This is a genomic window from Virgibacillus senegalensis (genome assembly GCF_000821245.2).
Taxonomy (GTDB): domain Bacteria; phylum Bacillota; class Bacilli; order Bacillales; family Amphibacillaceae; genus Sediminibacillus; species Sediminibacillus senegalensis.
This window is the reverse complement of the sequence record NZ_LN611424.1, coordinates 975293-997669: the sequence shown is the minus strand read 5'-3', so window position 1 is coordinate 997669 and position 22377 is coordinate 975293. Positions and strand designations below refer to the sequence as shown.

At 43.8% G+C, this 22377-nt stretch carries 21 protein-coding genes and 1 pseudogene; 7 read left to right on the top strand and 15 right to left on the bottom strand.

Translation table 11 applies throughout. From position 1 onward, the window contains the following. Window positions 1-195: 195 nt before the first annotated feature. Entirely contained in the window at window positions 196-1818 is a 1623-nt protein-coding gene (locus BN1067_RS08940; protein WP_053218522.1) for an SLC13 family permease, read from the top strand. 179 nt (window positions 1819-1997) lie between these two features. Here BN1067_RS08940 and BN1067_RS08935 read toward each other — a convergent pair whose 3' ends face one another. The 5 genes from BN1067_RS08935 to BN1067_RS20615 form a co-directional block, all read right to left on the bottom strand. Then, complete coding sequence (locus BN1067_RS08935) at window positions 1998-2861, bottom strand: aldo/keto reductase (protein ID WP_053218521.1); 864 nt, start codon at window positions 2859-2861, stop codon at window positions 1998-2000. 96 nt (window positions 2862-2957) lie between these two features. After that, window positions 2958-3749, bottom strand: coding sequence for an SDR family oxidoreductase (locus BN1067_RS08930; protein WP_053218520.1), 792 nt, complete (start codon window positions 3747-3749; stop codon window positions 2958-2960). A gap of 311 nt (window positions 3750-4060) precedes the next feature. Continuing rightward, complete coding sequence (locus BN1067_RS08925; protein WP_053218519.1) at window positions 4061-4591, bottom strand: chromate transporter; 531 nt, start codon at window positions 4589-4591, stop codon at window positions 4061-4063. Continuing rightward, a complete protein-coding gene (locus tag BN1067_RS08920; protein WP_053218518.1) occupies window positions 4588-5175 on the bottom strand; it encodes a chromate transporter in 588 nt (195 codons plus the stop codon). The genes BN1067_RS08925 and BN1067_RS08920 overlap by 4 nt, the downstream gene beginning before the upstream one ends. A gap of 37 nt (window positions 5176-5212) precedes the next feature. Then, on the bottom strand, window positions 5213-5509 hold the full coding sequence (locus tag BN1067_RS20615) for a gamma-glutamyltransferase (RefSeq protein ID WP_407701365.1): 297 nt from the start codon (window positions 5507-5509) through the stop codon (window positions 5213-5215). 287 nt (window positions 5510-5796) lie between these two features. Between BN1067_RS20615 and BN1067_RS20170 the strand changes: the two are divergent. After that, window positions 5797-6072: pseudogene (locus BN1067_RS20170) on the top strand (Lrp/AsnC family transcriptional regulator); the annotation flags it as partial. A gap of 190 nt (window positions 6073-6262) precedes the next feature. Here BN1067_RS20170 and BN1067_RS08905 read toward each other — a convergent pair. Further along, window positions 6263-6718: an IDEAL domain-containing protein gene (locus BN1067_RS08905; protein ID WP_053218516.1), complete on the bottom strand. Its 456-nt coding sequence runs from the start codon at window positions 6716-6718 to the stop codon at window positions 6263-6265. 364 nt (window positions 6719-7082) lie between these two features. On the opposite strand from BN1067_RS08905, the gene BN1067_RS08900 reads away from it, so the two are divergent. The 4 genes from BN1067_RS08900 (at window position 7083) to BN1067_RS08885 (ending at window position 10658) form a co-directional block, all read left to right on the top strand. Beyond that, window positions 7083-8120: an aromatic acid exporter family protein gene (locus BN1067_RS08900; RefSeq protein ID WP_053218540.1), complete on the top strand. Its 1038-nt coding sequence runs from the start codon at window positions 7083-7085 to the stop codon at window positions 8118-8120. 113 nt (window positions 8121-8233) lie between these two features. Beyond that, window positions 8234-8950 (top strand): 5-oxoprolinase subunit PxpB, encoded by a 717-nt coding sequence (pxpB, locus tag BN1067_RS08895; protein WP_053218515.1) that lies wholly within the window; start codon window positions 8234-8236, stop codon window positions 8948-8950. Then, complete coding sequence (locus tag BN1067_RS08890; protein WP_053218514.1) at window positions 8941-9909, top strand: 5-oxoprolinase subunit C family protein; 969 nt, start codon at window positions 8941-8943, stop codon at window positions 9907-9909. Before pxpB ends, BN1067_RS08890 begins: the two co-directional genes overlap by 10 nt. Continuing rightward, window positions 9906-10658 carry a 5-oxoprolinase subunit PxpA gene (locus BN1067_RS08885; RefSeq protein WP_053218513.1) on the top strand — a complete coding sequence of 251 codons (753 nt, stop codon included), beginning with the start codon at window positions 9906-9908 and terminating at the stop codon, window positions 10656-10658. Before BN1067_RS08890 ends, BN1067_RS08885 begins: the two co-directional genes overlap by 4 nt. Before the next feature lie 58 nt (window positions 10659-10716). Here the strand turns inward: BN1067_RS08885 and BN1067_RS08880 are convergent, their stop codons facing one another. From BN1067_RS08880 to xylA, 6 genes are all read right to left on the bottom strand, one after another. After that, the gene (locus tag BN1067_RS08880) at window positions 10717-11451 is read right to left on the bottom strand and encodes a SurA N-terminal domain-containing protein (RefSeq protein ID WP_053218512.1); all 735 of its coding nucleotides are present in this window, start codon (window positions 11449-11451) and stop codon (window positions 10717-10719) included. Between the two features lie 177 nt (window positions 11452-11628). Beyond that, on the bottom strand, window positions 11629-11985 hold the full coding sequence (locus tag BN1067_RS08875) for a DUF779 domain-containing protein (protein WP_053218511.1): 357 nt from the start codon (window positions 11983-11985) through the stop codon (window positions 11629-11631). 30 nt (window positions 11986-12015) lie between these two features. After that, window positions 12016-13536 (bottom strand): aldehyde dehydrogenase, encoded by a 1521-nt coding sequence (gene adh, locus BN1067_RS08870; protein ID WP_053218510.1) that lies wholly within the window; start codon window positions 13534-13536, stop codon window positions 12016-12018. A 232-nt stretch (window positions 13537-13768) separates the two neighbouring features. After that, the gene (locus tag BN1067_RS08865) at window positions 13769-13951 is read right to left on the bottom strand and encodes a cold-shock protein (RefSeq protein WP_053218509.1); all 183 of its coding nucleotides are present in this window, start codon (window positions 13949-13951) and stop codon (window positions 13769-13771) included. A gap of 280 nt (window positions 13952-14231) precedes the next feature. Continuing rightward, a complete protein-coding gene (xylB, locus tag BN1067_RS08860) occupies window positions 14232-15731 on the bottom strand; it encodes a xylulokinase (RefSeq protein WP_053218508.1) in 1500 nt (499 codons plus the stop codon). 39 nt (window positions 15732-15770) lie between these two features. Next, a complete protein-coding gene (xylA, locus tag BN1067_RS08855) occupies window positions 15771-17096 on the bottom strand; it encodes a xylose isomerase (RefSeq protein WP_053218507.1) in 1326 nt (441 codons plus the stop codon). A 275-nt stretch (window positions 17097-17371) separates the two neighbouring features. Between xylA and BN1067_RS08850 the strand changes: the two genes are divergently transcribed. Then, a complete protein-coding gene (locus BN1067_RS08850; RefSeq protein WP_053218506.1) occupies window positions 17372-17974 on the top strand; it encodes a YesL family protein in 603 nt (200 codons plus the stop codon). Window positions 17975-18943: 969 nt separating this feature from the next. On the opposite strand, the gene BN1067_RS08845 is transcribed toward BN1067_RS08850, so the two are convergent. From BN1067_RS08845 to BN1067_RS08835, 3 genes are all read right to left on the bottom strand, one after another. Continuing rightward, entirely contained in the window at window positions 18944-19765 is an 822-nt protein-coding gene (locus tag BN1067_RS08845; protein ID WP_053218505.1) for a carbohydrate ABC transporter permease, read from the bottom strand. A gap of 21 nt (window positions 19766-19786) precedes the next feature. After that, complete coding sequence (locus tag BN1067_RS08840) at window positions 19787-20665, bottom strand: carbohydrate ABC transporter permease (RefSeq protein ID WP_053218504.1); 879 nt, start codon at window positions 20663-20665, stop codon at window positions 19787-19789. 328 nt (window positions 20666-20993) lie between these two features. Next, complete coding sequence (locus BN1067_RS08835; protein WP_053218503.1) at window positions 20994-22295, bottom strand: extracellular solute-binding protein; 1302 nt, start codon at window positions 22293-22295, stop codon at window positions 20994-20996. Window positions 22296-22377: the final 82 nt, after the last annotated feature.

Genomic DNA, 22377 nt, shown 5'->3' with positions numbered 1-22377 from the left:
TTTCTATTAGATTATCTCATTCCATCGTGTTTTTCACCAGTCCATTGTCCAATCAATGGTAATGAATGTTTGCTAGTTTTGGTTGCAGACCAAATAAAACGGTTCATTTCTTTCCTGTATTTTGGATCTTTTCTGCACCCTGGAATGACTAATTAAACCATTACAGCATGTACAACACTTGAAAGGATGATAGCAATGAAAGCATTATTGCGTTGGAGCTGGCAAGGATTATGGATGCAACACAAACAACTGGATAACCTGCTTCAATTTTTCGCAAAAGGAATAAGCGGTGGTTCACCCACCGGAATGCCTGAAGGAAAAGCACCCGACAGGCCAGGTAAACGGCAGCGGATTGGTCTGCTTACCGGACCATTACTTTTTTTAGTCGTCTTATTATTTTTTCACCCGTCAGGGCTTGACCAGTCGGGCGTTGCGATATTAGCAAGTACACTTTGGATAGCTGTCTGGTGGATCACTGAAGCGATTCCGATTCCCGCTACCTCCATTTTGCCAATTGTATTATTCCCCTTGACTGGCGGAATGGATATCGACACGACAACTTCTGCGTACGGTTCTGATACAGTTTTTCTTTTTATGGGCGGATTTATCATTGCATTGGCAATGGAAAAGTGGAATTTGCATAAACGGATCGCTTTATCGATCATTTCCGCAATCGGTACAAGCACGGAAAAAATCATTCTGGGGTTCATGGTAGCAACCGGATTTTTATCAATGTGGATTTCCAATACCGCTACCGCCATGATGATGGTCCCAATCGGTTTAGCCATCATTTATCAGGTGTCCGATTCGATGAATGCAGAAAGACCCGGTAGCGTCGATCCGGAGAATTTCACATTCGGGAAAGCACTAATGCTCGGGATTGCTTATTCCGCTTCCATAGGAGGGCTGGGAACCATTATCGGCACCCCGCCAAATACCATCATGGTCGGCTTCATTAAGGAAACTTACGGAATCGACATTTCGTTTGCACTGTGGATGACGTTCGGTGTTCCGCTTGTTCTCGTTCTATTGGCGTTGGCTTGGTATTATTTGATCAAGATTGCTTATCCTCCAGGTATTAAGCAGCTTCCCGGTGGAAAAGAAGTTATCCGAAGTCAAAAACAGTCTCTAGGTGCAATGACGCGGGAAGAGCGAACGGTTTCGATTGTATTTGTACTGGCGGCAACAGCCTGGATTACGCGCTCCTTCCTTCTCAGTAATTACGTTCCAGGGATAAATGATGCAATCATCGCTATTGCAGCAGCCATTTGTTTGTTCCTCATTCCTGCCGGGAAAAGGCATGGCGGTGCCATAATGGATTGGGAAACAGCCAAGCGGCTGCCATGGGGGATCCTGCTTCTTTTCGGTGGAGGTCTTGCCATCGCTGCCGGTTTCACTGAATCCGGACTTGCGAGATGGATGGGGGAACAATTGACCATACTAGGAAATGTTCATTTATTCATCATTGTCCTGCTGGCAACTGCCATGGTTATTTTCCTGACCGAAATCACTTCCAATACAGCTACAGGTACGATGATGATGCCCATTATGTCGTCTCTTGCCATGGCCATCGACGTTCATCCGTATGTCCTAATGGCTGCTGCTGCAATTGCTGCCTCATGTGCATTCATGCTGCCGGTCGCTACCCCGCCGAATGCGGTTGTCTTTGGGTCGGGATATTTAAAAATACCTGATATGGCGAAAGCAGGGATCTCTCTTAATATTGCAGCAATTGCGGTCATCACACTTGCTGTTTTTTACCTGCTTCCGGCAGTCTGGGGAATCGATATGCAGTCGTTTCCAACAAGATGGCAATAATGAAAACTGGCAGTTTGGAGCGCTTTGTGCCGTAACAAAACAAAGCGGTATTTATCTCATTTCTGGTAGATTCAATATTTCTGGTAGCAGGTTGTTGCCAAGATTCGGCCAGGGATCTCCAGGCTTTTCCTATTAGACAAAATATCCCCCCGTTTATTTAACACGGGGGGATAAATATTTTATGGTTGATACAAAGCCGCCACACGTTGGAGAAGCCACTCATCCACCTCTTCTTCCAATAAATCAATGCTTTTCTGCAATTCAGCCACTCCATTTGGTTTTAGGAGAATTGAATGAATGGCTTTATTCCGGTGAATAAAATGAAGTGCAAGCCGATGAAGCTTCTCTTGATCATCATCCACCATTTCCATCAGTTGCTGTAATTCACTGCTTTTCGGAGAAGCCGGATCATTCATGTCCAGTAAACCGTCAGCAAGGCCGTTCCAGACAAAAACACCGATACCTTTTTCGTTGGCCAGCCTGATACTCGATTCATTCGTTTGATTAATCAAGTTATATTCAAGCTGAATCACGTCAAATGTGTTGGATAAAATAAATTGCTCACCAGGATGGTTACGGATGCATGCACCTAAGAATTCTACTTTCCCCTCATCCCGAACGGCTCTCATCGCTTGAAAGATTTCACCATTTTCGATCACCGCTGCAGGTACGTCTGCATAATCAAAAAAAAGGATGTCGACTGTTTTCAGTGGCAATTGGTCCAAAACTTTATCGATTGATTGCTTAATCACCTGGGAGGAAATTATGTCTTCTTCTCTCAAAGAAAGCGAGGATAAACCACATGTCAAACAAACGATAATCTCCTCCTGACGCATAGGAAAAAGGGTACTGATTTGTTTGACCGAAGTAATAGTTGTTGCTTCGATGACATTTATTCCTTTTTCAAGCATTGCTTCCAGTCTGTGCTTCGCCTGTTCATCCGTTTCCGCTTCTTGGAAAGGCTGCGAACGGTAACGGACACCAAAAAAAGCAGGACTTGCATCCATTTTTGTTATAAACCGTTTTTGCAATGCTTTTTCCATTTGTGCACCCATCCTTCCAATTGCGAAAACATCCTTTATGTTTCATTTATGTCCTATTTTCCTTATATTATTACGTTTCCCCGATTTTACTGGTCGCTATAAAGCTTTGACCAGGCCTCCATCCACTAGTAGCGATTGGCCGGTTATATAAGTATTGGCTCCCGATACTAAAAATACTACTGTTTTCGCAAACTCCTCCGGTTGCCCCAAGCGGTTTATCGGAATCTGTCTGTCTGCCTCTTTTTTCGCTTGTTCCAGAGATATTCCTTTGTTCTCTGCTGTTTTTTTATTCAATTCCATTATTCTTCCCGTCTCGATCCTGCCAGGTCCAATGGTATTGATCAATATATTATCGGGTGCCAGCTCTTGAGAAAGGCTTTTGGCAAGTCCTACAATCCCAGGCCGCATTGTATTGGAAAGAATAAGGTTGTCCAAACTCGATTTGATCGATGAAGAAGCAATGTTGACAATTCTTCCGCTTTGCTGCTTTTTCATATAAGGCACCACCTCACGAATAGTCCGGACAAAGCTTAATAAATTGAGCTCAAATGCGTGCTGCCAATCTTCGTCAGAAAAGTCAAGAAAAGCTCCGGATGGGGGACCTCCGGCATTATTCACGAGGATATCGATTGTTCCGGTAAAACCAGCCGCTTGTTCCACCATCTTTTTGATATCGGCTGGATTTTTCATATCACAGACCACATAGGCGACCTTATCATTGTTTGATTTTTGTTTAATTTCCTCTACAGTTTTTTGCAATTCCTGCTCATCCCGGCTGGAAATCAGGACATTTGCCCCTTCCTTCGCCAGCTCAAGCGCAGCTGCCTTGCCAAGTCCCTTGCTGGAAGCTGTTACAGCCGCTGTTTTTCCTGTTAACTGAAGATCCATGTTTATCCTCTCCTGTTCATCCATTTGTTTGTAGCTTATACCTTTTCCTTTTCATTCAGCAATCAAAGTGTTTGCCCATAAAAAATCGACAGACTCATGCGCCTGTCGACCCGAAAAATCCTATAAACAATCCGTTACAGCTTGAAGATTAGGAAGCTGGTCATACTCTTACGTGAGATGCCAGCGAGAGAAGCAAGGGTGAGATATGACAAGGGTTCTTTCGAGCACGCTCACCAGCCGCCCACGAAAAGCGTTATTTTACAGAATGTATAAGCTAGGCGGCAGATCCACTTTTTTTCGAAAAAAGCAGCCTACCCTAAAAACAACGCTCCATATGCCAATGTTCCCATGATCACAAAGGCAGGATGCACTTTCCACTTTTCCAGCAATAAAAAACTCGTTACTATCAAGAAAACCGTCTGCCAAATCCCCGTGTCCTGATAGGAGGTATGAAAAAAGCTGAAGGCCATAATACCGAGCAAAACAGCAATTGTAGGGCGAATCAAAGCTGTCATCTTTTTTACACGGGGAGAATTCTTGAATTTATTCAATATGCTCAGCAGCACTATCATTAAAAGCAGTGAAGGCGCCACCGTAGCAAAAACTCCGACAGTCGATCCGAGGATACCGCCCTGCTGATATCCGATATAGCCAGCCATCTTGGTAGCTATCGGGCCGGGGAGGGCATTCGCCATCGCGAGCATTTCACTAAAGTCACTGACAGACATCCAATGATATCGATCTACTACCTCGTTTTCCACTAAGGGAATCGAAGCAGGTCCCCCGCCATAACCAATAATACCAGGTATAAAGAACGCCAAGAATATTCTCCAGTAAATCATGATGATTGTCCTCTCTGTTTAGCCTTTTCGGAATTCTGGGCTTGCTGCTTTTGATCCATAGGGCCAAAAAGCGCATAAAGTAATAAACCCGCTATCAGTATTCCTGGGTGCAATCCAGCCCATTCCATCAAAAGCAAAGAGGAAACCGCAAGAACGATAGTCATCATCCATCCCAGACCGCCTTTCGCCTTTTTCAAAAAGTCATAAGTTAGGATAGCAAGCATGACACCTACTACCGGAACTACAGCGTTGGTCATCCCCTGCACCCAGGGGCGGTTGCTCATGGACGCCAAAAAGGTAAGCAGGATGATCATGAAGACAATTGTCGGCAAGATGGTTGCCAATACAGCATTAACCATTCCAATCAGACCGGAAACACGGTAACCTATGTAACCGGCCATTTTCGTCGCAATTGGTCCGGGCAATGAATTGCCAAGGGCCAGTATACTGGCAAACTCATCATTGTCCATCCATTTATATTTATCGACTACCTCCTTTTGAACAAGCGGAATCGAAGCAGGTCCCCCTCCGTAACCGAAAATTCCGACCCGAAAAAAAGCTAAAAATAAATGCCATTGTGTCATTTGCATACCTCCGAATTATTGCATGTTTCCTTCCTGATCAGCAGTCGCCAAATAGACCGTTCCTCCCTTTGGTGGATTGCCCGGCTTTGGCATCAATGCTTCTTCGTAACATTCGCCTTTGTTTAGTATAAGCTTCGGCCAGCAAATCATCTACAGAATAAGTCATGTGTTGTTTTTCCGTAATATATTGTTTACCCTCAGTGAGTACAAGCTTCATAGCTTTCATCTGTTTATGATATGTATCGATCGATCCTTTTTCATCTTCACCAAACGTATAACCATTTAATGTATTCAACGCCATCAATGCAATTAACCCCTGTTCATTAGGTGGTATCTCCCATACATCATAGCCACGATACGGAACAGAAACCGGGTCTACCCATTCCGGCTAAATACCCTTCCAGATCTTCTCTTGTCAGAAAACCTTTCCTTCTTAGTAAAGGCAGCTGTTTTGTTGCCAATTCCCTGATAAAAAGATTCTCCATTGGTCTCACTTAATAGCCCTCAACGTATTCGCATGTCCGGGCGACCTCCATACTTCTTCGATTTCCAGCGGTCTTCCGCCTGGAGCGAATGTTTCAAACCAATGCTTTAATATATCATCTGACAGGGTACGATTGGAGTAGTGAAATAGCAGGAAAAAATCTTTCTGCATTTTTTGGCGTAGATTGTTCCGAATAATTTAGTTGAAGTTGCAGAAAACTTAGCGAACAATCCTTGCGTCGCAAGCTGTTATCAAATGACCGGTCCAAGCACTCAGCACATGCATGTGCTAGTGGACGATTTTACTTAACTGGAGTCATTTATCAATAAGGAATTATATGCTTTGGAAGGAATTTCCCGGTGGACAGCCAGATTCTGTTACGTTTCAAGAGCCGGAGCGGGTTAAAGTTATAACATGTAAAGGGAAAGCGAGGATTTGAAGAAAAAGGTTGAATAAGCAAATACACAGATGCTTTTCCATTACAAATGGAGAAAATACACCTATCCGCACATAAAAAAGCCACTTTACCTTCTGGAGGTTAAAGGGCCTTTTTTTTTGGTTATTGCCTATTAAAAATCATTGGCTAGAATCAAGGATCAGCAGTCAGGACTTGCCTTGGCCGTATTCTGCATTGAGCATGGTTGCCAGCTTTTTGAAGGTGTCCTGATCTCCTGCCTCCAGGGCTTTGTCGATCAACCGTTTCAGGTTTTCTTCTTCAAGCTGCTCAATGACCGTTTCGGCTTCATCCATGATTATCGACGACTTAGTTAAGTAAGGGTGGATAATGGTATTTAGTTGTGTAATAAAGTCCTTCAATCTGATTAAATCGGAAAGTGGCAGGCGATTATATTCCTTCCCTTTTTGGAAGACGAATACGTCATCTTGATTCTCTACTTGGCGTGTTTCCCGGTTGACGATAATTTCGCGTGATTCAAGCGGGACAAACTGATAAACCTTGTCATCCAGCAGAAGCGAAAAATATTGATAAGCAAGTACCACCCTAATACAATCACGCTCTTCTTTAATGTAATATGGTTTGAATCGTTTAACAGACAGCATACCTACACCCCCTTGATTTGATGGACCCTGTAGCTGCATCCTGATGTATTTAACATATTGTATGTCAGCAGCAATCAAAAAGTGAAGCCGAAAGCTTTGAATCACTAATATATTTAATGATTATTATTCATCATAACACATTATGATAACGCTTTCATCAGTTTTTTACCAAGCTTGTACGGGAAGAATGGGCACATACGTAGGGCATCGTACTGGGGTCAGTCCCCCACCACATTACCACACAATCGCTTTATCGCTCTAATTGGTTGGGGGACTGACCCCCGCTTTTCCATTATGGCTCATGAATGATTTTTTGTTGGTGTGCTATAATTTACTTATTATAGGAATTAAGGGTGCATTGTTGATGAAAAGATTCAGGTTTTTCGGCGGACGTATTATCAAAACAGGGATCGCTGTATTTTTGACCTCATTAATCTGCCAGTGGTTGAACTGGCCAGCTGTTTTTGCTGTCATAACAGCCATTGTCACCATTGAGCCGACAGCAGCCGATTCAATCAGAAAAGGAATGATCCGTTTCCCTGCTTCTGCCATTGGATCAGCGTATGCTGTCTTGTTTATTTTCCTGTTCGGAAATTCCCCGATTACGTATACAGCAGCTGCTGTATGTACGATCGTTACCTGTTTCAAATTAAAACTGCATTCGGGACTGCTAGTAGCGACCCTGACATCAGTGGCGATGATCGAAGTGATTCACAGCAACTTTCTCATTTCCTTCATAATCCGGCTGGGAACCACCTCTATTGGACTTTTGGTCTCTACGGCTGTCAATTTGTTTGTATTTCCGCCCAATTATTCCAAGCTGATTCTCAATAATATCCATTCCATGGCCAGGACAACCGGCATAGAATTGGAAAATATCCTGAAGGCTACGTTGGCGGAACAAAAACCAGACCAACAACAGATTCGTGATACTTTTGCGCAGTTAAAGAAAAAACTAGATAAAACCGAGATGTTGATACGTTTTCAAAAAGAGGAGTCAAAATACCATCGATTCGATGAACAATCAAAAAAAGTTTTCTATAGCGAGCAAGAAAAGCTTTCTGCCTTACGACTGATCCATTACCATATCGGAAATTTGATCAATACTCCCCTCCATACCTTGTTATGGACAGATCAGGAGAAGGAAAAAGTAATGCAGACTGTGGAAAGCCTGGTGGCAGCCTTGAAAAACCCCGACAAATTCAGCCGGGATACGCACCGTAAACAAATCCAATCCTTAATGACCCAGTTTTGGAAAAGCAAAAAGGATGCAGCAGACCCTCAAGAAAAGGATAGTCCAACGTTTTTCACTGCGGAAATCATCATTTTATATGAAATATTATCGATTTATAATTTAGTTGAAGACCTCCTTGATGAGGACGACAGTTCGACTCCAGAATAGCAGGCTTATGAAAAGCCTGCTTTTTACCATTCTTGAAAAGGCTTCTCCCTTAACCTCCCTACCCGCTTGCGTTAAACTAGTTAAAAGACATGTAAACTAAGAAGGTGACGATATTGGATTTTTTTCAACCTAAGTGGACCTTTTTTCCACTTAGTGAATCCGCTGTTTTGCTTGATTTTGGAGAACCAGCCTCCATTGAAAAAAATATGTTTATCCACCAGCTGGCAGCAAGGTTGGCAGTGAAACCTTTTTCTGGTTTTATCGAAGCGGTGCCTGCGTACACGACATTGGCCGTGTATTATAATCCGCTTGCCGCTGGTGGCGGCGTCCAATCCTATGAACAAACTTGCCATTTGATCGAAGAAATCGCCTTTCCAGATTCCCCACACAAGCTGGAAACCAAAACCGTGGAACTGCCAGTCTGTTATGATGAGGAATTTGCCCTCGATATCACGGATGTCGCTGCACATAACGGCATATCCGAGGAAGAGGTAATCGAAAAACATACGAACAAGGATTACCATATTTATTTCATCGGGTTTGCGCCTGGTTTTCCATTTTTGGGAGGACTGGACCCGGCTATCGCCACTCCAAGGAAAAAGGCTCCTCGCAGAAAAATCCGGGCAGGTTCTGTTGGGATCGCCGGCGAACAAACTGGGGTATATCCGATTGACATACCAGGTGGCTGGCAAATAATCGGTCGAACCCCCCAACCGCTTTTACGCCTCGGCAATAGCAATCCGACGTTGTTGCAGCCAGGAGATAAAATCCGATTTTATCCGATAAGCAAAGAGGAATACCTGAGACAGGAGGATGCATCATGGCATTAAGGATAATCGAGGAAGGATTACAAACATCCATTCAAGATGCCGGCCGGTTCGGCTACCGGGCAGTCGGATTTTCTGTAAGCGGTGCGATGGATAGCAGGGCAGCTGCATTGGCGAATATCGCAGTCCATAACCATCCGGATGAAGCGGTACTGGAAATGAGTTATGTCGGACCGAGTATAACGTTTGAAGACGGTGTGATCATTGCCTTGGCCGGTGCTGACATGGCGGCGAAAATCAATGAGAAACCTGTACAACTTGGCAAACCAATTAACGTTAAATCAGGAGATACCCTTCAACTCCGGACCGCCCGCAGGGGACTTCACTGTTATTTGGCAGTCAAAGGCGGTTTTGATATCCCCGATTTCCTTGGTTCCAAGAGTGCCTCCTTGAAGGATCAATTAGGCGGCCGTTTTCACAGCAGGCTGAAGGCCGGGGACACGATACCCATTCAAACCCCAACAAAGATGGAGTCTATTCCTTGGCGCTTAAGTCCAAAGTTGTTCACCTATATAACTGGTTTCCAAACGACCATTCGCTTTTTGGAAGGCAGACAATACGAGTGGTTTACCGGGAAATCATTGTCAGCTTTCACTTCTTCTGCTTATAAATCGACCCCGCAGTCCAATCGCATGGGTTATCGCTTGCAAGGAACTCCGCTTGTACGAAGAACAGAAGGAGATTTAATTACAGAGGCGACAGGATTCGGTACGATACAAGTCCCTCCGGACGGCCAGCCGATCATCTTAATGGCTGAAAGTCAACCGACAGGCGGATACCCTAAAATCGGACAAGTCATCCAAACAGACCTGCCGGCATTAAGTCAAGTAAGACCGGGACAACCTATCTTTTTTCAAAAAACAAGTTTGGAAGAAGCGATTCGTGAATGGGAACATACAAACCGGGAATTGTCTTTACTAATAAACATGGCTGAAAGAAAATGGAGGGAGATGGAAGCATGAAGGCAGTCGATATTAATTGTGATATGGGAGAAAGTTTTGGAATATATACTATCGGAAATGATCAGAAGGTTATTCACTCGATCACATCTGCCAATATTGCGTGCGGTTTCCACGCTGGTGATCCCGCAACGATGGCCGAAACGGTCCGGCTTTGTATCGATCACCATGTGAAAATCGGTGCCCATCCTGGCCTTCCTGACCTGAACGGCTTCGGTCGCCGCAACATGCAGGTGACACCCGATGAGGCGTATCAATTGATCCTCTATCAGACAGGTGCCTTATCGGCATTTGTTCAAGCTTATGGCACCAGGCTTTCACACGTGAAGCCACATGGCGCTTTATATAACGAAGCAGCTAGAAACCAATCGATTGCCGATGCCATAGCCAAAGCAGTTGCTGACTTTGATCCTGATTTAACTCTTTTCGCCCTATCCGGCAGCAAATTGGCACAAGCAGGTGAACAAGCAGGATTGACGGTGGCGCATGAAGTATTTGCAGATCGTACGTATCGGGATGATGGAACGTTGACACCAAGACGGGAGCCAAATGCTTTGATCACAGAGGAAAAACAGGCCATTGACCAAGTGATCCAGATGGTCAAGTTTCAGTCGGTCACCTCGAATACCGGCAAAACCATTCCGATTCATGCGGATACCGTTTGTATCCATGGCGACAATGTTCAAGCTCCTGATTTCGCCCATCGTCTTAACGAGCGGTTTCAAAAAGAGGGAATCCCTTTAATTCGGTAAAAGCCAAACTCAACCATAACAAAAGCCCCCGTCGAATTCGAAGGGGGCTTTGCTTCATTTATATTTTTGTTTCTACTTCACTATTTTCTTTCAATTGTGCTAGCAGTTCACTGATTTCCTCGTTCTGTTTTTGCTGTACGAGCAGCTCTTTAATTTGGTCTTTTACTTCTTCGTAATTCTGGATATCTTCCTGCTGGCTAGCAAGTTGTTCATAATATTCCTTAGCTTCTTCATCGGTTACTTCCGGTTCGGTAACTTCGTTTTGTAAATAAACTTGCATTTTAACTTGCTGTGCTAACGATTCACGCAAATCCTCTTCCGTGTCACCATTTTCTTCAAGGGAAGCTTTATATTGTTCTTCATCTTCGAATTGAGATTTATATTCTTCAAGTGACTGATCCACTTGCTCATCTGGTGCTTCTATTTCCTGCTTTTCAATTTCTTGCATGACCAATTCCTGATTGACCAGCATATCTATCGTTTGCTGTTTTACCAGTTCCTCATCGCTTGTATCCTGGCCGCTAGACATTAAAGAGGAAAATGCCTGTGGCAGTGCTTCGTTAAAGGCATCACCCTTGATTTCTTCACCATTTACTACGACGACAGGTTCAGCCTCGTCCACTTTTTGTGCTTCCATTTGCTCCTGTTGTTCCTGCTGTTGTTTAGCCAGTTCCTCCTGAGCTTGCTGCTGTTCGCTATTCTGATCATTTTCTTGAGCATTTTCTTCATCATTACTACACGCAGCTAACAAACTTATGACTAGCGCCATCAGTAAAAGTGTGAGTTTCTTCATTCGCTCATGCCTCATTTCTTAAATATTCTTCCCCCTTTATACATGGTTTTTTATCCCTTTGCAAGTGATCAAGAGAAGCCGACCTCCTCAAACCTTCTCCATGAAGGCATTCAACCAATTTATTACAGTTTGTTTACAGGTAAACAGAAGAAGCAGCCTGCTTAGGCTGCTTCTTTTTTACTCGGCCAGTTGCTTCCGTTCTTCTTCCGTAAAAACGCGTGATCTTGTCAAAAAGCGTTTTCCTTCCGGTCCTTCCAGAGAAAACATCCCTCCTCTCCCATTGACCACGTCAATGATCAGCTGCGTATGCTTCCAATACTCGTATTGGTCCCTGGACATATAGAATGGCGTATCCTGGATCATTCCCAGCTTTACATCCGAGCTCCCGACACGAAACTCTTCCCGTGGAAAACACATGGGAGAACTTCCATCACAACAGCCCCCTGATTGATGGAACATTAATGGACCATGACGTTTCTTTAAGCGCTCGATCAGCTGTATCGCTTCCTCGGTAGCCGTAACCTTCTCGACCATGGCTCCCGCTCCTTTCCTTGGCAGATACGTTTAGAACAAGCCTGCTGGATCCGTACTATAGCTAACCAGCAAATTTTTCGTCTGTTGGTAATGATCTAGCATCATCCGGTGATTTTCTCGGCCAATACCCGATTTTTTATAGCCGCCGAAGGCTGCATGGGCTGGATATTGATGATAACAATTCGTCCACACCCGTCCTGCTTCAATTTCACGGCCAAACCTGTAAGCCGTGTTGATGTTCCGGGACCAGACGCCGGCACCAAGTCCATAAAGTGTGTCATTGGCAATCCGAAGGGCTTCTTCCTCATCCTTAAAAGTAGTGACAGACAGAACCGGTCCAAAAATCTCTTCTTGGAAAATCCTCATATTATTATTGCCTTTAAAGATGGTTGGCTCGACATAGTATCCGTTTGCGAGCTCGCCGGGCAGACTGTTTTTATTACCCCCGACAAGAACTTCCGCTCCCTCCTGCTTACCGATATCCAGGTAAGAAGTGATTTTTTCCATTTGTTCCATGGAAGCTTGCGCCCCCATCATCGTATCCGTATCCAGCGGATGACCGATCTTAATCTCTTTTACCCGCTTGATAGCCCGTTCGATAAACGGCTCATAGATTGATTCGTGAACCAGCGCGCGCGAAGGACAGGTGCAAACCTCGCCCTGATTGAGTGCGAACATGGTAAATCCTTCAATCGATTTATCAAGGAAGGAGTCTTCAGCATCCATTACATCTTTAAAAAAGATATTAGGAGACTTTCCGCCTAACTCCAATGTAACCGGAATAATATTTTCCGAGGCATATTGCATAATCAGGCGCCCCGTTGTCGTTTCTCCAGTAAAAGCAATTTTGGCTATTCTGCTGCTCGACGCCAGTGGTTTTCCGGTTTCCACGCCAAAACCATTGACAATGTTAACTACCCCGGGCGGCAGCAGGTCTTGAATAAGTTCCATCAGAACATGAATGGACGCTGGTGTCTGTTCCGCTGGTTTTAAAACGACAGCATTTCCTGCCGCTAATGCAGGTGCAAGCTTCCAGGTTGCCATCAATATCGGAAAGTTCCATGGGATAATCTGGCCGACCACTCCAAGCGGCTCGTGGAAATGATAAGCGACCGTGTCATTATCCAATTGGCTCAGACTGCCTTCCTGGGCACGGATGACACCGGCAAAATAGCGGAAATGGTCTATGGCTAGGGGAATATCTGCAGCAAGTGTTTCCCTTACCGCTTTTCCGTTATCCCATGTTTCGGCGACCGCTAGTTTTTCTAAATTCTCTTCCATACGATCTGCGATTTTGTTAAGTATCACAGCCCGTTCCGCAGGTGATGTTTTCCCCCAGCTGTCCTTGGCGGCATGAGCGGCATCCAATGCCAGCTCAACGTCATCTTTTGACGAACGGGCCACCTGGCAAAAAACTTCTCCCGTTACCGGGCTAACATTATCGAAATACTCTCCACTGACCGGCTCTCTCCATTCTCCGCCGATGAAATTGCCATACCGCTCTTTAAAATTCACGACTGCTCCCTTGGTATTCGGTGCTTCATACTTCATGGCACAACCTCCTCGAATTGTAATCGCTTTCAATTTTGAGGTCTATCTCTTGGGGCAATTTCTCTATATAGAGTATATCAAACGATAACTATTTATTACAAATATTCTAACTATTGTCTTCGTAAAAAAAGAAATAAGACTGCCTGGGGTTCTTAGGCAGTCTTATTCCTTACAACTTGAGCTTCCCGCGAATTAAATAAACCCGGCTTTCCAATGATTAGTCAGCCCGGTATTACTTAATTTGTGGTAATGTTTTTGTTCCTTTTTCCATCGTTGACTGGCATAGCGGACAAGTCGGGGTTTCTTCAAACGTAAAGTCTTCTCTCATCCAACCTGCACAGTCCTCGCTTGTGCAAGACCAAATATTTGTTTCTACTTCCGGGGCTGGTTCTTTCTTGTTGTTATAATAAGCCATAATCTAATCCCCTTTCTGATTCTGTTTCTATTATACCCTATTTAATGGAAAATTAATATAGGACAGAGGTTCCAGCATGTAAGTTTCTATATTTGCTACAAAGTTCCAATGAAGAAAGGGATACAAACCAACAAGAAACGAAAACTTCTCCTGTTTGACCACGACAAGCAATGGTTAGCTTTTATCCACACATTTAACAATGGATGAAGTTTTGTATATAAAAAGGCTGCCGGGATAACTCCAGACAGCCCCCAGCTAAACAAGCCGGCTTTGAACCATTTTATTTACGATAGCGCATTAATTCATGGTTTATGTCCGCAGTGTGCTTATATATTGATTTGTATAGCAGGAACAGCTCACGATATTGTTGCACATTTTCCTGATTCGGCTCATAGGATGCTGCCTCTTTTAAAAAGTGATCGGCACAGTCTGCAAGGGAGTCAAACCAACCACATCCGTAAGCTGCGAGCATGGCGGCCCCCATCCCGGGACCTTGTTCACTGGAAAGCTTAACGATCTTCGCATCGAATATGTCGGCCTGCATTTGCAGCCACACTTCATTCTTTGCTCCACCGCCGATGGAAACGATTGTATCGATTTGCTTGCCGCTCTGCCGGAAAATATCGATCGATTCATTCAAAGAAAACGTGATTCCCTCCATAACGGCCCGCACAAAATCTGAGCGCTGATGTGAGCTGCCCATTCCGATAAAACTCCCTCGAATAGCCGCATCCGCATGTGGTGTCCGTTCTCCTGTCAAATAAGGAGTGAACAGCAAACCATTGGCTCCAACGGGGACTGACCCCACATCTGCAAGTAAATCGTCAAAGTCTTCGTCACTGGCAAAGACTTCTTTGAACCAGCTTAAACTGTAACCGGCAGACAAAGTGACTCCCATGGTATAGTAAGCATTTTCTGCTCCATGATTGAAATAGTGGACTTTTCCCTTAAAGTCCTTTTCCGGTCCTTGTTCATAAGACAGGACGACACCGGAAGTTCCGATACTGCAAAGTGTTTTTCCGTCCTCCAATATGCCGGAACCTATCGCCCCGCATGCATTGTCCGCTCCACCCGCAAAAACTCTCGTGGCAGCATGCATTCCGGTCCTTTCGGCAAAGTCTTCCGTAATCGTACCAATCTCCGCGTGGGATTCGACTAGCGGAGGACATAAATCCACGTCAATCCCTACCGCTTCACAAATTTCCGGACTCCACTGCTTCTCGCTAATATTTAATAGGAGGGTTCCGGCTGCGTCGGAATATTCCATATGCAACTCACCAGTCATTTTGTAACGTAAATAATCTTTCGGAAGCACGAATTTATGAGCCCGCTGATAAATGTCCGGTTCGTTTTGTTTTACCCATAACAATTTCGGCAGCGTGAACCCCTCTAATGCCGGGTTTTTCGTTAAACTCAGCAGCTTCTCTTCACCCACCTGCCGATAAATGCTTTTGCATTGCTCCGTCGTCCGCGTATCGTTCCATAAGATAGCAGGTCGCAGCACTCGATTCTTTTCATCCAACAGTACCAGGCCATGCATCTGTCCGGAAAAGCTGATCCCTTCCACTTCTTCTGGACTTATACCCGTTTCCTGCAGCAGATCAGACAACCCTGCGGCTGTCTGATCCACCCATACTTCCGGCTCCTGTTCACTGTATCCGGTTTTTTCCTGAATCAAGGGATAAGATTTCGATACTTCATGCGCGACGTTTCCCTGCTGGTCGACCAGCAAAATTTTTACTGCACTGGTTCCTAAATCGACACCAATGACATATTTCATCGGTTTCCACCTCGCTTCGGACATTGGATCTCTTCTATATTATTGGTCAGCAAAAGTTTGTAACAAATATTGGTTGATCGTTGTTTTGATTTTTTCTAAACGGCCGGATTGATGCTTAAATTCTGTCTTATCAAGTACGTGTGCCTCCAGCTTATGGAAGTCTGTCTTTCCATTGACGATGTCTTGGCCGATTCCTTCGGTATAGCTCTTATAGCGATCCTCCAGTACACCTTCGAGCACGTTGTCATCGAGCAGCTTTTGTGCGACTTTTAAGCCGACAGCAAAGCTGTCCATTCCGGCAATATGTGCATGGAACAAGTCCTCAGGTTCGAATGATCCTCTTCTAACCTTTGCATCAAAGTTGAGTCCGCCTTTGCCCAGTCCGCCATTTTTGATAATTTCGTACATTGCCAGTGTAGTAGAGTACAAGTCTGTCGGAAATTCATCTGTATCCCAGCCAAGCAATGGATCGCCCTGGTTGGCGTCTACAGATCCAAGCATCCCGTTGACCCGAGCGTAATGCAACTCATGCTCGAATGTATGTCCGGCTAAGGTTGCGTGGTTGGCCTCGATATTAAATTTAAAATGATCTTGTAGATCATAGTGTTGCAGGAATGCATAGCCTGTCGCCACATCGAAGTCATATTGATGGGTCGTAGGCTCTTTCGGTTTTGGCTCAATAAGGAACTGGGCATCAAATCCAATTTCCTTAGCATAATCGACGGCCATATGGAAAAAGCGACCAAGGTTATCCATTTCCAGCTTCATGTCGGTGTTCAGCAAGGTCTCATAACCTTCTCTTCCACCCCAGAACACATAGTTTTCAGCACCAAGCTCTTTGCCAATTTCCAATCCCTTTTTCACCTTCGCAGCAGAAAAAGCAAAAATATCCGCATTATTCGAAGATGCAGCCCCATGAATGAACCGTGGATGGGTAAAATTGTTTGCTGTATTCCATAACAGCTTTGTTTTGCTGTCTTTCATGTAATCCTTGATCATCGCTACGATGGTATCAAGATTCTTATTCGTTTCTCTCAATGTACTGCCTTCTGGGGCAATATCGACATCGTGGAAGCAGAAATAAGGAACCCCTAACTTTTCGAAAAATTCAAAAGCAGCTTCTACGCGTGCTTTCGCCAGATCCATTCCGCTGTATTGATCCCATGGGCGTACCATTGTTCCCGCACCAAATGGATCAGAACCATCCATGGTAAAGGTATGCCAATATGCCACCGCAAAGCGCAAATATTCTTCCATCGTTTTACCGCCGACAACTTCTTGAGGGTTGTAGTACTTGAAGGCATATGGATTCGTTGATTTTGCCCCTTCAAAATTGATTTTGTTGATGTCCGTGAAATAAGCCATTCCGAAAACCTCCTATTATCAATGAACTAATAATGAATGAAAAGACAACTAACAGGATTATCCTTCTTTGAGAGCCCAAAGCAGCATAGTATGTAGTTGCCCTAAAAATGTAACTGCTTTCATACTTGATTATAGCAATATCAATTTAGTTTGTCTATTAAATAAACAAAGTTTATAATGGTTTTATGCAGGCTAAATGATGCCGAATTTGAGATAATGAAAGAAAGTTGGTTATTTTGGTAGAAAAAGTCTACGTACTTCGAGGAGGAACGCACATGCACCCTGGAGGAACTCTTTACAACATATTGGAATGGATCACCCGCTTCGCCTATATCAATCTATTGTGGATCTTCTTCACCCTTGTTGGTGGTGTACTTTTCGGCTTGTTTCCGGCGACCACTGCCATGTTCGCTCTGATACGGCAATGGCTGCTAGGACGAAGCTCTCTCCCTGTAACGACTACTTTCTTGTCTTATTATAAAAAAGATTTTTGGAAGTCCAACTTGCTCGGATTGTGGATAGGCTTGATTGTTGTACTGATTTTTATAGACATTCAATTCATTCAATCAACGGAGTTGAAATGGACCTACGTGCCGTTGTTTTCCTTCATGTTATTGGTTTTATTTTACTTCTTCTATTTGTTCCCTGTTTTTGTCCATTTTGAATTAAAAATTGGAGGATTGCTGCGTCATACTTTTCTCATTATGTTAGTCAACCCAGTCACTACTTTCTTTATCGTTGTTTGCCTAACCTGCATGTTTATCCTGATGCGATACCTTCCTGCTTTGTTTTTCATTTTTGGAGGCAGTGTTTATGCCTTTATCACGATGTGGATGAGCATGCATGCTTTCCGCAAATTAGCTGCAAAGTCACCATAACATGGTCTGACATACCGAATACACTAAGCTTAGCGTTGCATTCTTTCATTAGTTTTGCAGATTAATATGGAATATGGACTCCCCCGCTAGCAAGTAATAGAACCCTTCTAATCTCTGATTTCGATAAAATGGTGTTCAATTAGCTTGTTACATCGAAGGGCCGTAACAAACTATCTACCTATAGAATCAAAATACGATAAACGAGATCGGGACAAAAACATGACCACCAAAGCAAAAACCAAACGGTTTAAAAACGCCAATCGAACTCATTTGGTTTTTGTGTTCTTTAGATAAACTTTCTTTTATCCTGTTGTTTGATGCGTGTTTCGTATCGCTATGGCAAGATACTACGCTTTCCACGGGCACGGCTTTAACTTCCTCAGAAAGCACCAACCGCTTTCTTGCGGGATTTTCAGCTCGTGCTGTTCCCGTAGGAGTCTCCGTATCTTGCCTTCGCTACGTTTTCGTGGTCTGATTTCCACATGATCAAGAACAGACGAATAGAATCTATTCTTCTATTAGCTGATTGTGATCCCAAACAGTGATGAAGACTAAAAATCAGCATATGAGGTGCGTTCATTCTTCGGAAATGGGAGGGGAGCGGACATATACATAAAAGGACTATGTAACTTCGCTTTCTACCCATAACGACAATAGACCACTCGGAAATCATGCCATAAGAGAAAGTACCTCCAGCCAACGGTGGCAAGGTACACATACCCAGTGGGACGAGCGCGAGCTGAAGATCCACTTGCCAAAGCGATATTATTTGCCAAGTTAGCTGAAGCCGTGCCAACGGAAAGCGTAATACCTTGCCGGAGTGAAAAATTGCATAAAAAAAGTGAGGAGAAGGGTTACTTTCTTCTAATGAAATAAACCGAGCGAATTGGAAACGCTCGGTTTGTATATTGGTTCACGATGGTTTGTGTCTCAGTCTCGTCATTTCTGAAAAGAACCTGCCTGTTCGTTTTAGCCTTTCACCGCACTGGAAGAAATCCCTTCAACAACTTTGTTGCTGAAAAAGATAAATGCCAACAGAATGGGCAGGACACTGATGATGAGTGTTGCGCCAATTGCTCCCCAATCAGTCATATACTGGCCAATGAAATTTTGAATCCCAACTGTAAGGGTTTTATATTTATCCGAACTGATGAATGTATTAACAAAGACGAATTCATTCCAATTATAGATCATGTTGATGATGACGGTCGTCGACATAATCGGTATCGTCATCGGCAGGATAATCTGGAAAAACAGCCGATGGATGGAACTCCCGTCGATAATGGCAGCTTCTTCAATTTCACGAGGCAATGTATAATAAAAGCCCAGTAAAATCATCATCGTTATTGGCAAATTGTATGCCGTATAGGTAATTACAATCGAAAGCGGATGATCAATCAAGTTGACATTAAGAAACATGCTGAATAACGGAATCAATGCAGAATGAATCGGGATCATCAAACCCACCATAAACAGTCCGAGTACGAAACCACTCCATTTCCAATGCATTCTTGTGATGGCAAAGGTAGCCATGCTCGCAAGCAGGACTGTGAGGATAATAGCAAGACCGGTTATCCATACACTGTTGAAAAAGTAAACACCGATTCCGCCTTCCCAAACCTTTGCGTAGTTTTCCCATTTCAGTTCTGTTGGGAGTGCAAATGGGGAACCGGAGAATATTTCTCTATTGTCCTTCAAGGAAAACAAGAAAAGCCAGACAATCGGGAATATTTGAAACAAAGCAACGAGCCCTAGACAAACATAAAGAACGGTGTATCCAATGCGGTTCATCAGTTGTTCCTCCTTTGGTTCCTAGTATTGTAATTCATCGTCCGAAGCAGTCAGTTTACGAATAATGACTGTGACAATCAGCGTGATAATGAGCAACAGGAATCCAATTGCACTTCCATAGCCGAATTCATTGGTGGAGAAAGCCAATTTATACATATACGAAGCCATTACTTCACTAGCCCCGTTCGGTCCTCCGCCGGTCATTACATAAATAAGATCGAAATATTTTAGCGAGCCTACGATTGCCAGAACGATCGTTACTTTTATGACTCCCATGATTAGCGGCAATTTGATCTTATAAGCAATCTGCATCGGAGTAGCTCCGTCAATTTTAGCCGCTTCAATCAATGATTCTGGGATATTTTTTAAAGCAGCATAGTAAATTAGTATGTAGAATCCGGCGTACTGCCAAAGAATCGGTATAAAAATCGCATAAAGCACAATGGATGGTTCCGCCAGCCACGCAGGAGGATTTTCTACTCCCAACCCTGTCAGAATACTGTTCAGGATTCCATTGTTCGGATTGTAGACTTTGATCCATAATTGTGCAATTGCAACCGACGATAACAGCATCGGTATCAAATATATTTTTCTCAAAAAGTCTGCACCTTTTATTTTAGAAGCTAAGATAAGCGAGATGGCCAAATAAATAATGAGGCTGAGTGCAGAGAACACGGCCAACAAAAAAGAATGATAGGCACTTTCCCAAAACTTTGGATCTTGAAGGCCGTTTAAGTAGTTTTCCAGTCCGATAAATTCCATTTTCCCGATTCCGTTCCAATCCATAAGCCCGTAATATCCGGTAAGAATCAGCGGAATAAATATCAATATGGCAATCAACAAAAGCGCAGGCAGTACATACAGCGCAATCATCAACTTGTTGGACATCACTTTGTTCATCACATTCAACCCCTATTTTTTAATAAATAGACAGGAAACACACATAGCAGAAAAACCATCGTTCAGCGTCTTCACCAGCAGTCATGTCATCCGCTTGCCCCTTGCCTTGTAAGCACTTTTTTCCCCTTTATGTCACTTCACAAAAACAAACATGTAATCGCTTACTTGATTCTTTTTCAGAATAGCAGACTCCAGCTCGTTTGTCTAGTGGATGAACTAAGTTTGAGTACCTATTTATTTTCTTTCTCCGTAACACTCACGCATAGGATTTCCGACCTTGTTAAAAAGGCCTCCCCGTGTCTCGGAGAGGCCATGTCTGTCAGTGTGCTTATTCTTCTTTCGAAAGTGCTTCTTCGTGCTGTTTGGCAAATTCTTCTGGCGTCACTTCACCACCAAATAGGGACTGAATCATATCAAGATGTACTTCGGCAACATCCGGGCTCATTTGAACATCTGCAAACAAGGTGATATTGGAAGCATTATTCAACTCATCCAACACGTCTAAATACATATCCGGCAAATCTACTTCATCCGGATTCACTTTTGTGGCAGGAATAACGCCAGCTTGTGTAACGGATTTCTCGCCCCAGTTTTCAGTGAAATATTTAACAAACTCCATCGATTCTTCTTTCACATCCGAATCCTCGGCTACGAACAATCCGACACCAGGTCCTCCTACAAAGCTATTCATATCCCCTTCACCCTCAACAGTCGGGAAGTTAAAAAATCCTACTGAATCCCTAAATTCCTGCGGCACATCTTCATTGGTTGTATAGTTTGGCAGATCCCAAGTGGCAATTAAATACATGGCAGCCTGTTCATTCATAAACATGCTTTTCGCTTCTTCATCTGCAAGGCCGTTAAACCCATTGATAAATGCATCATTGTCCACTAGTTCTTGAGTCTTTGCTGCTGCATCCACTAATGCAGGGTCTTCAAAGCTGCCGGAACGATCGATTGCCTTGTTCAATACATCAGCACCGCCGATCCTGTCAGCTAGATACATGTACCAAAGGGAACCTGTCCAACGGTCTTTGTTGCCCAATGCGACAGGAGCGACACCATTCTCTACAAGTGTGTCCACGACACTTTGGAACTCCTCATACGTTTCTGGCGGCTCCAGTCCGTATTCATCAAAAATCGCTTTGTTATAGAAAACGGTTGCAATATTGAGTTCCAGTGGAAGTCCGTAAGTACTCCCATCTACCTGGTAGGCTTCAGTAGTGCCTGAAACGAATTCATCCTTCAAGCCGTCATCCAGTATCTCATCAAGCGGAGAAAACATTTCTCCTTCTACATATGGTTCTAAGTATCCTGCCGGCCATGTCATCCCGACGTCAGGCAGTTCTCCAGAAGATGACAACACTTTAATCTTATCTTTATATTGTTCGTTGCTTAACACCTCTAAATCCACGGTGACATCTGGATTTTCCTCTTCAAATTCGGAAATGATTTCGTTTACAATCTCGTAGTGATCCTTTGAGCTCCCTTCCGGCCACAAGTGCATGAATTCAATCGTTTTTTCATCAGAATTGCCACTTGCAGAATCCCCGGAACCAGAACAGCCAGCCAACAGTAGAACAGAAGCAAAAGCAGCAGATATTAGTGAAACCGCTTTCTTTTTTACCATTAGTAAACCCCCTCATTTCTAAATATTAACAACTTCTGAAATCAATCATACCAAAACTAACCTTGTTTGTCTACTGAATAAA

Bases quoted from the DNA above. Each gene is read 5' to 3' on its own strand.
- BN1067_RS08875 (WP_053218511.1), bottom strand. From the start codon at position 11,985: ATGGTCGAGAAGGTTACGGCTACCGAGGAAGCGATACAGCTGATCGAG.
- BN1067_RS08840 (WP_053218504.1), bottom strand. From the start codon at position 20,665: ATGAACAAAGTGATGTCCAACAAGTTGATGATTGCGCTGTATGTACTG.
- BN1067_RS08925 (WP_053218519.1), bottom strand. From the start codon at position 4,591: ATGATTTACTGGAGAATATTCTTGGCGTTCTTTATACCTGGTATTATT.
- BN1067_RS08865 (WP_053218509.1), bottom strand. From the start codon at position 13,951: ATGGCTTATTATAACAACAAGAAAGAACCAGCCCCGGAAGTAGAAACA.
- BN1067_RS08880 (WP_053218512.1), bottom strand. From the start codon at position 11,451: ATGAAGAAACTCACACTTTTACTGATGGCGCTAGTCATAAGTTTGTTA.
- BN1067_RS08905 (WP_053218516.1), bottom strand. From the start codon at position 6,718: ATGCTGTCTGTTAAACGATTCAAACCATATTACATTAAAGAAGAGCGT.
- xylA (WP_053218507.1), bottom strand. From the start codon at position 17,096: ATGGCTTATTTCACGGACATCAACAAAATCAATTTTGAAGGGGCAAAA.
- BN1067_RS08885 (WP_053218513.1), top strand. From the start codon at position 9,906: ATGAAGGCAGTCGATATTAATTGTGATATGGGAGAAAGTTTTGGAATA.
- BN1067_RS08930 (WP_053218520.1), bottom strand. From the start codon at position 3,749: ATGGATCTTCAGTTAACAGGAAAAACAGCGGCTGTAACAGCTTCCAGC.
- BN1067_RS08920 (WP_053218518.1), bottom strand. From the start codon at position 5,175: ATGACACAATGGCATTTATTTTTAGCTTTTTTTCGGGTCGGAATTTTC.
- BN1067_RS08940 (WP_053218522.1), top strand. From the start codon at position 196: ATGAAAGCATTATTGCGTTGGAGCTGGCAAGGATTATGGATGCAACAC.
- BN1067_RS08890 (WP_053218514.1), top strand. From the start codon at position 8,941: ATGGCATTAAGGATAATCGAGGAAGGATTACAAACATCCATTCAAGAT.
- BN1067_RS08935 (WP_053218521.1), bottom strand. From the start codon at position 2,861: ATGGAAAAAGCATTGCAAAAACGGTTTATAACAAAAATGGATGCAAGT.
- xylB (WP_053218508.1), bottom strand. From the start codon at position 15,731: ATGAAATATGTCATTGGTGTCGATTTAGGAACCAGTGCAGTAAAAATT.
- BN1067_RS08850 (WP_053218506.1), top strand. From the start codon at position 17,372: ATGCACCCTGGAGGAACTCTTTACAACATATTGGAATGGATCACCCGC.
- BN1067_RS08835 (WP_053218503.1), bottom strand. From the start codon at position 22,295: ATGGTAAAAAAGAAAGCGGTTTCACTAATATCTGCTGCTTTTGCTTCT.
- BN1067_RS08845 (WP_053218505.1), bottom strand. From the start codon at position 19,765: ATGAACCGCATTGGATACACCGTTCTTTATGTTTGTCTAGGGCTCGTT.
- adh (WP_053218510.1), bottom strand. From the start codon at position 13,536: ATGAAGTATGAAGCACCGAATACCAAGGGAGCAGTCGTGAATTTTAAA.
- BN1067_RS08900 (WP_053218540.1), top strand. From the start codon at position 7,083: ATGAAAAGATTCAGGTTTTTCGGCGGACGTATTATCAAAACAGGGATC.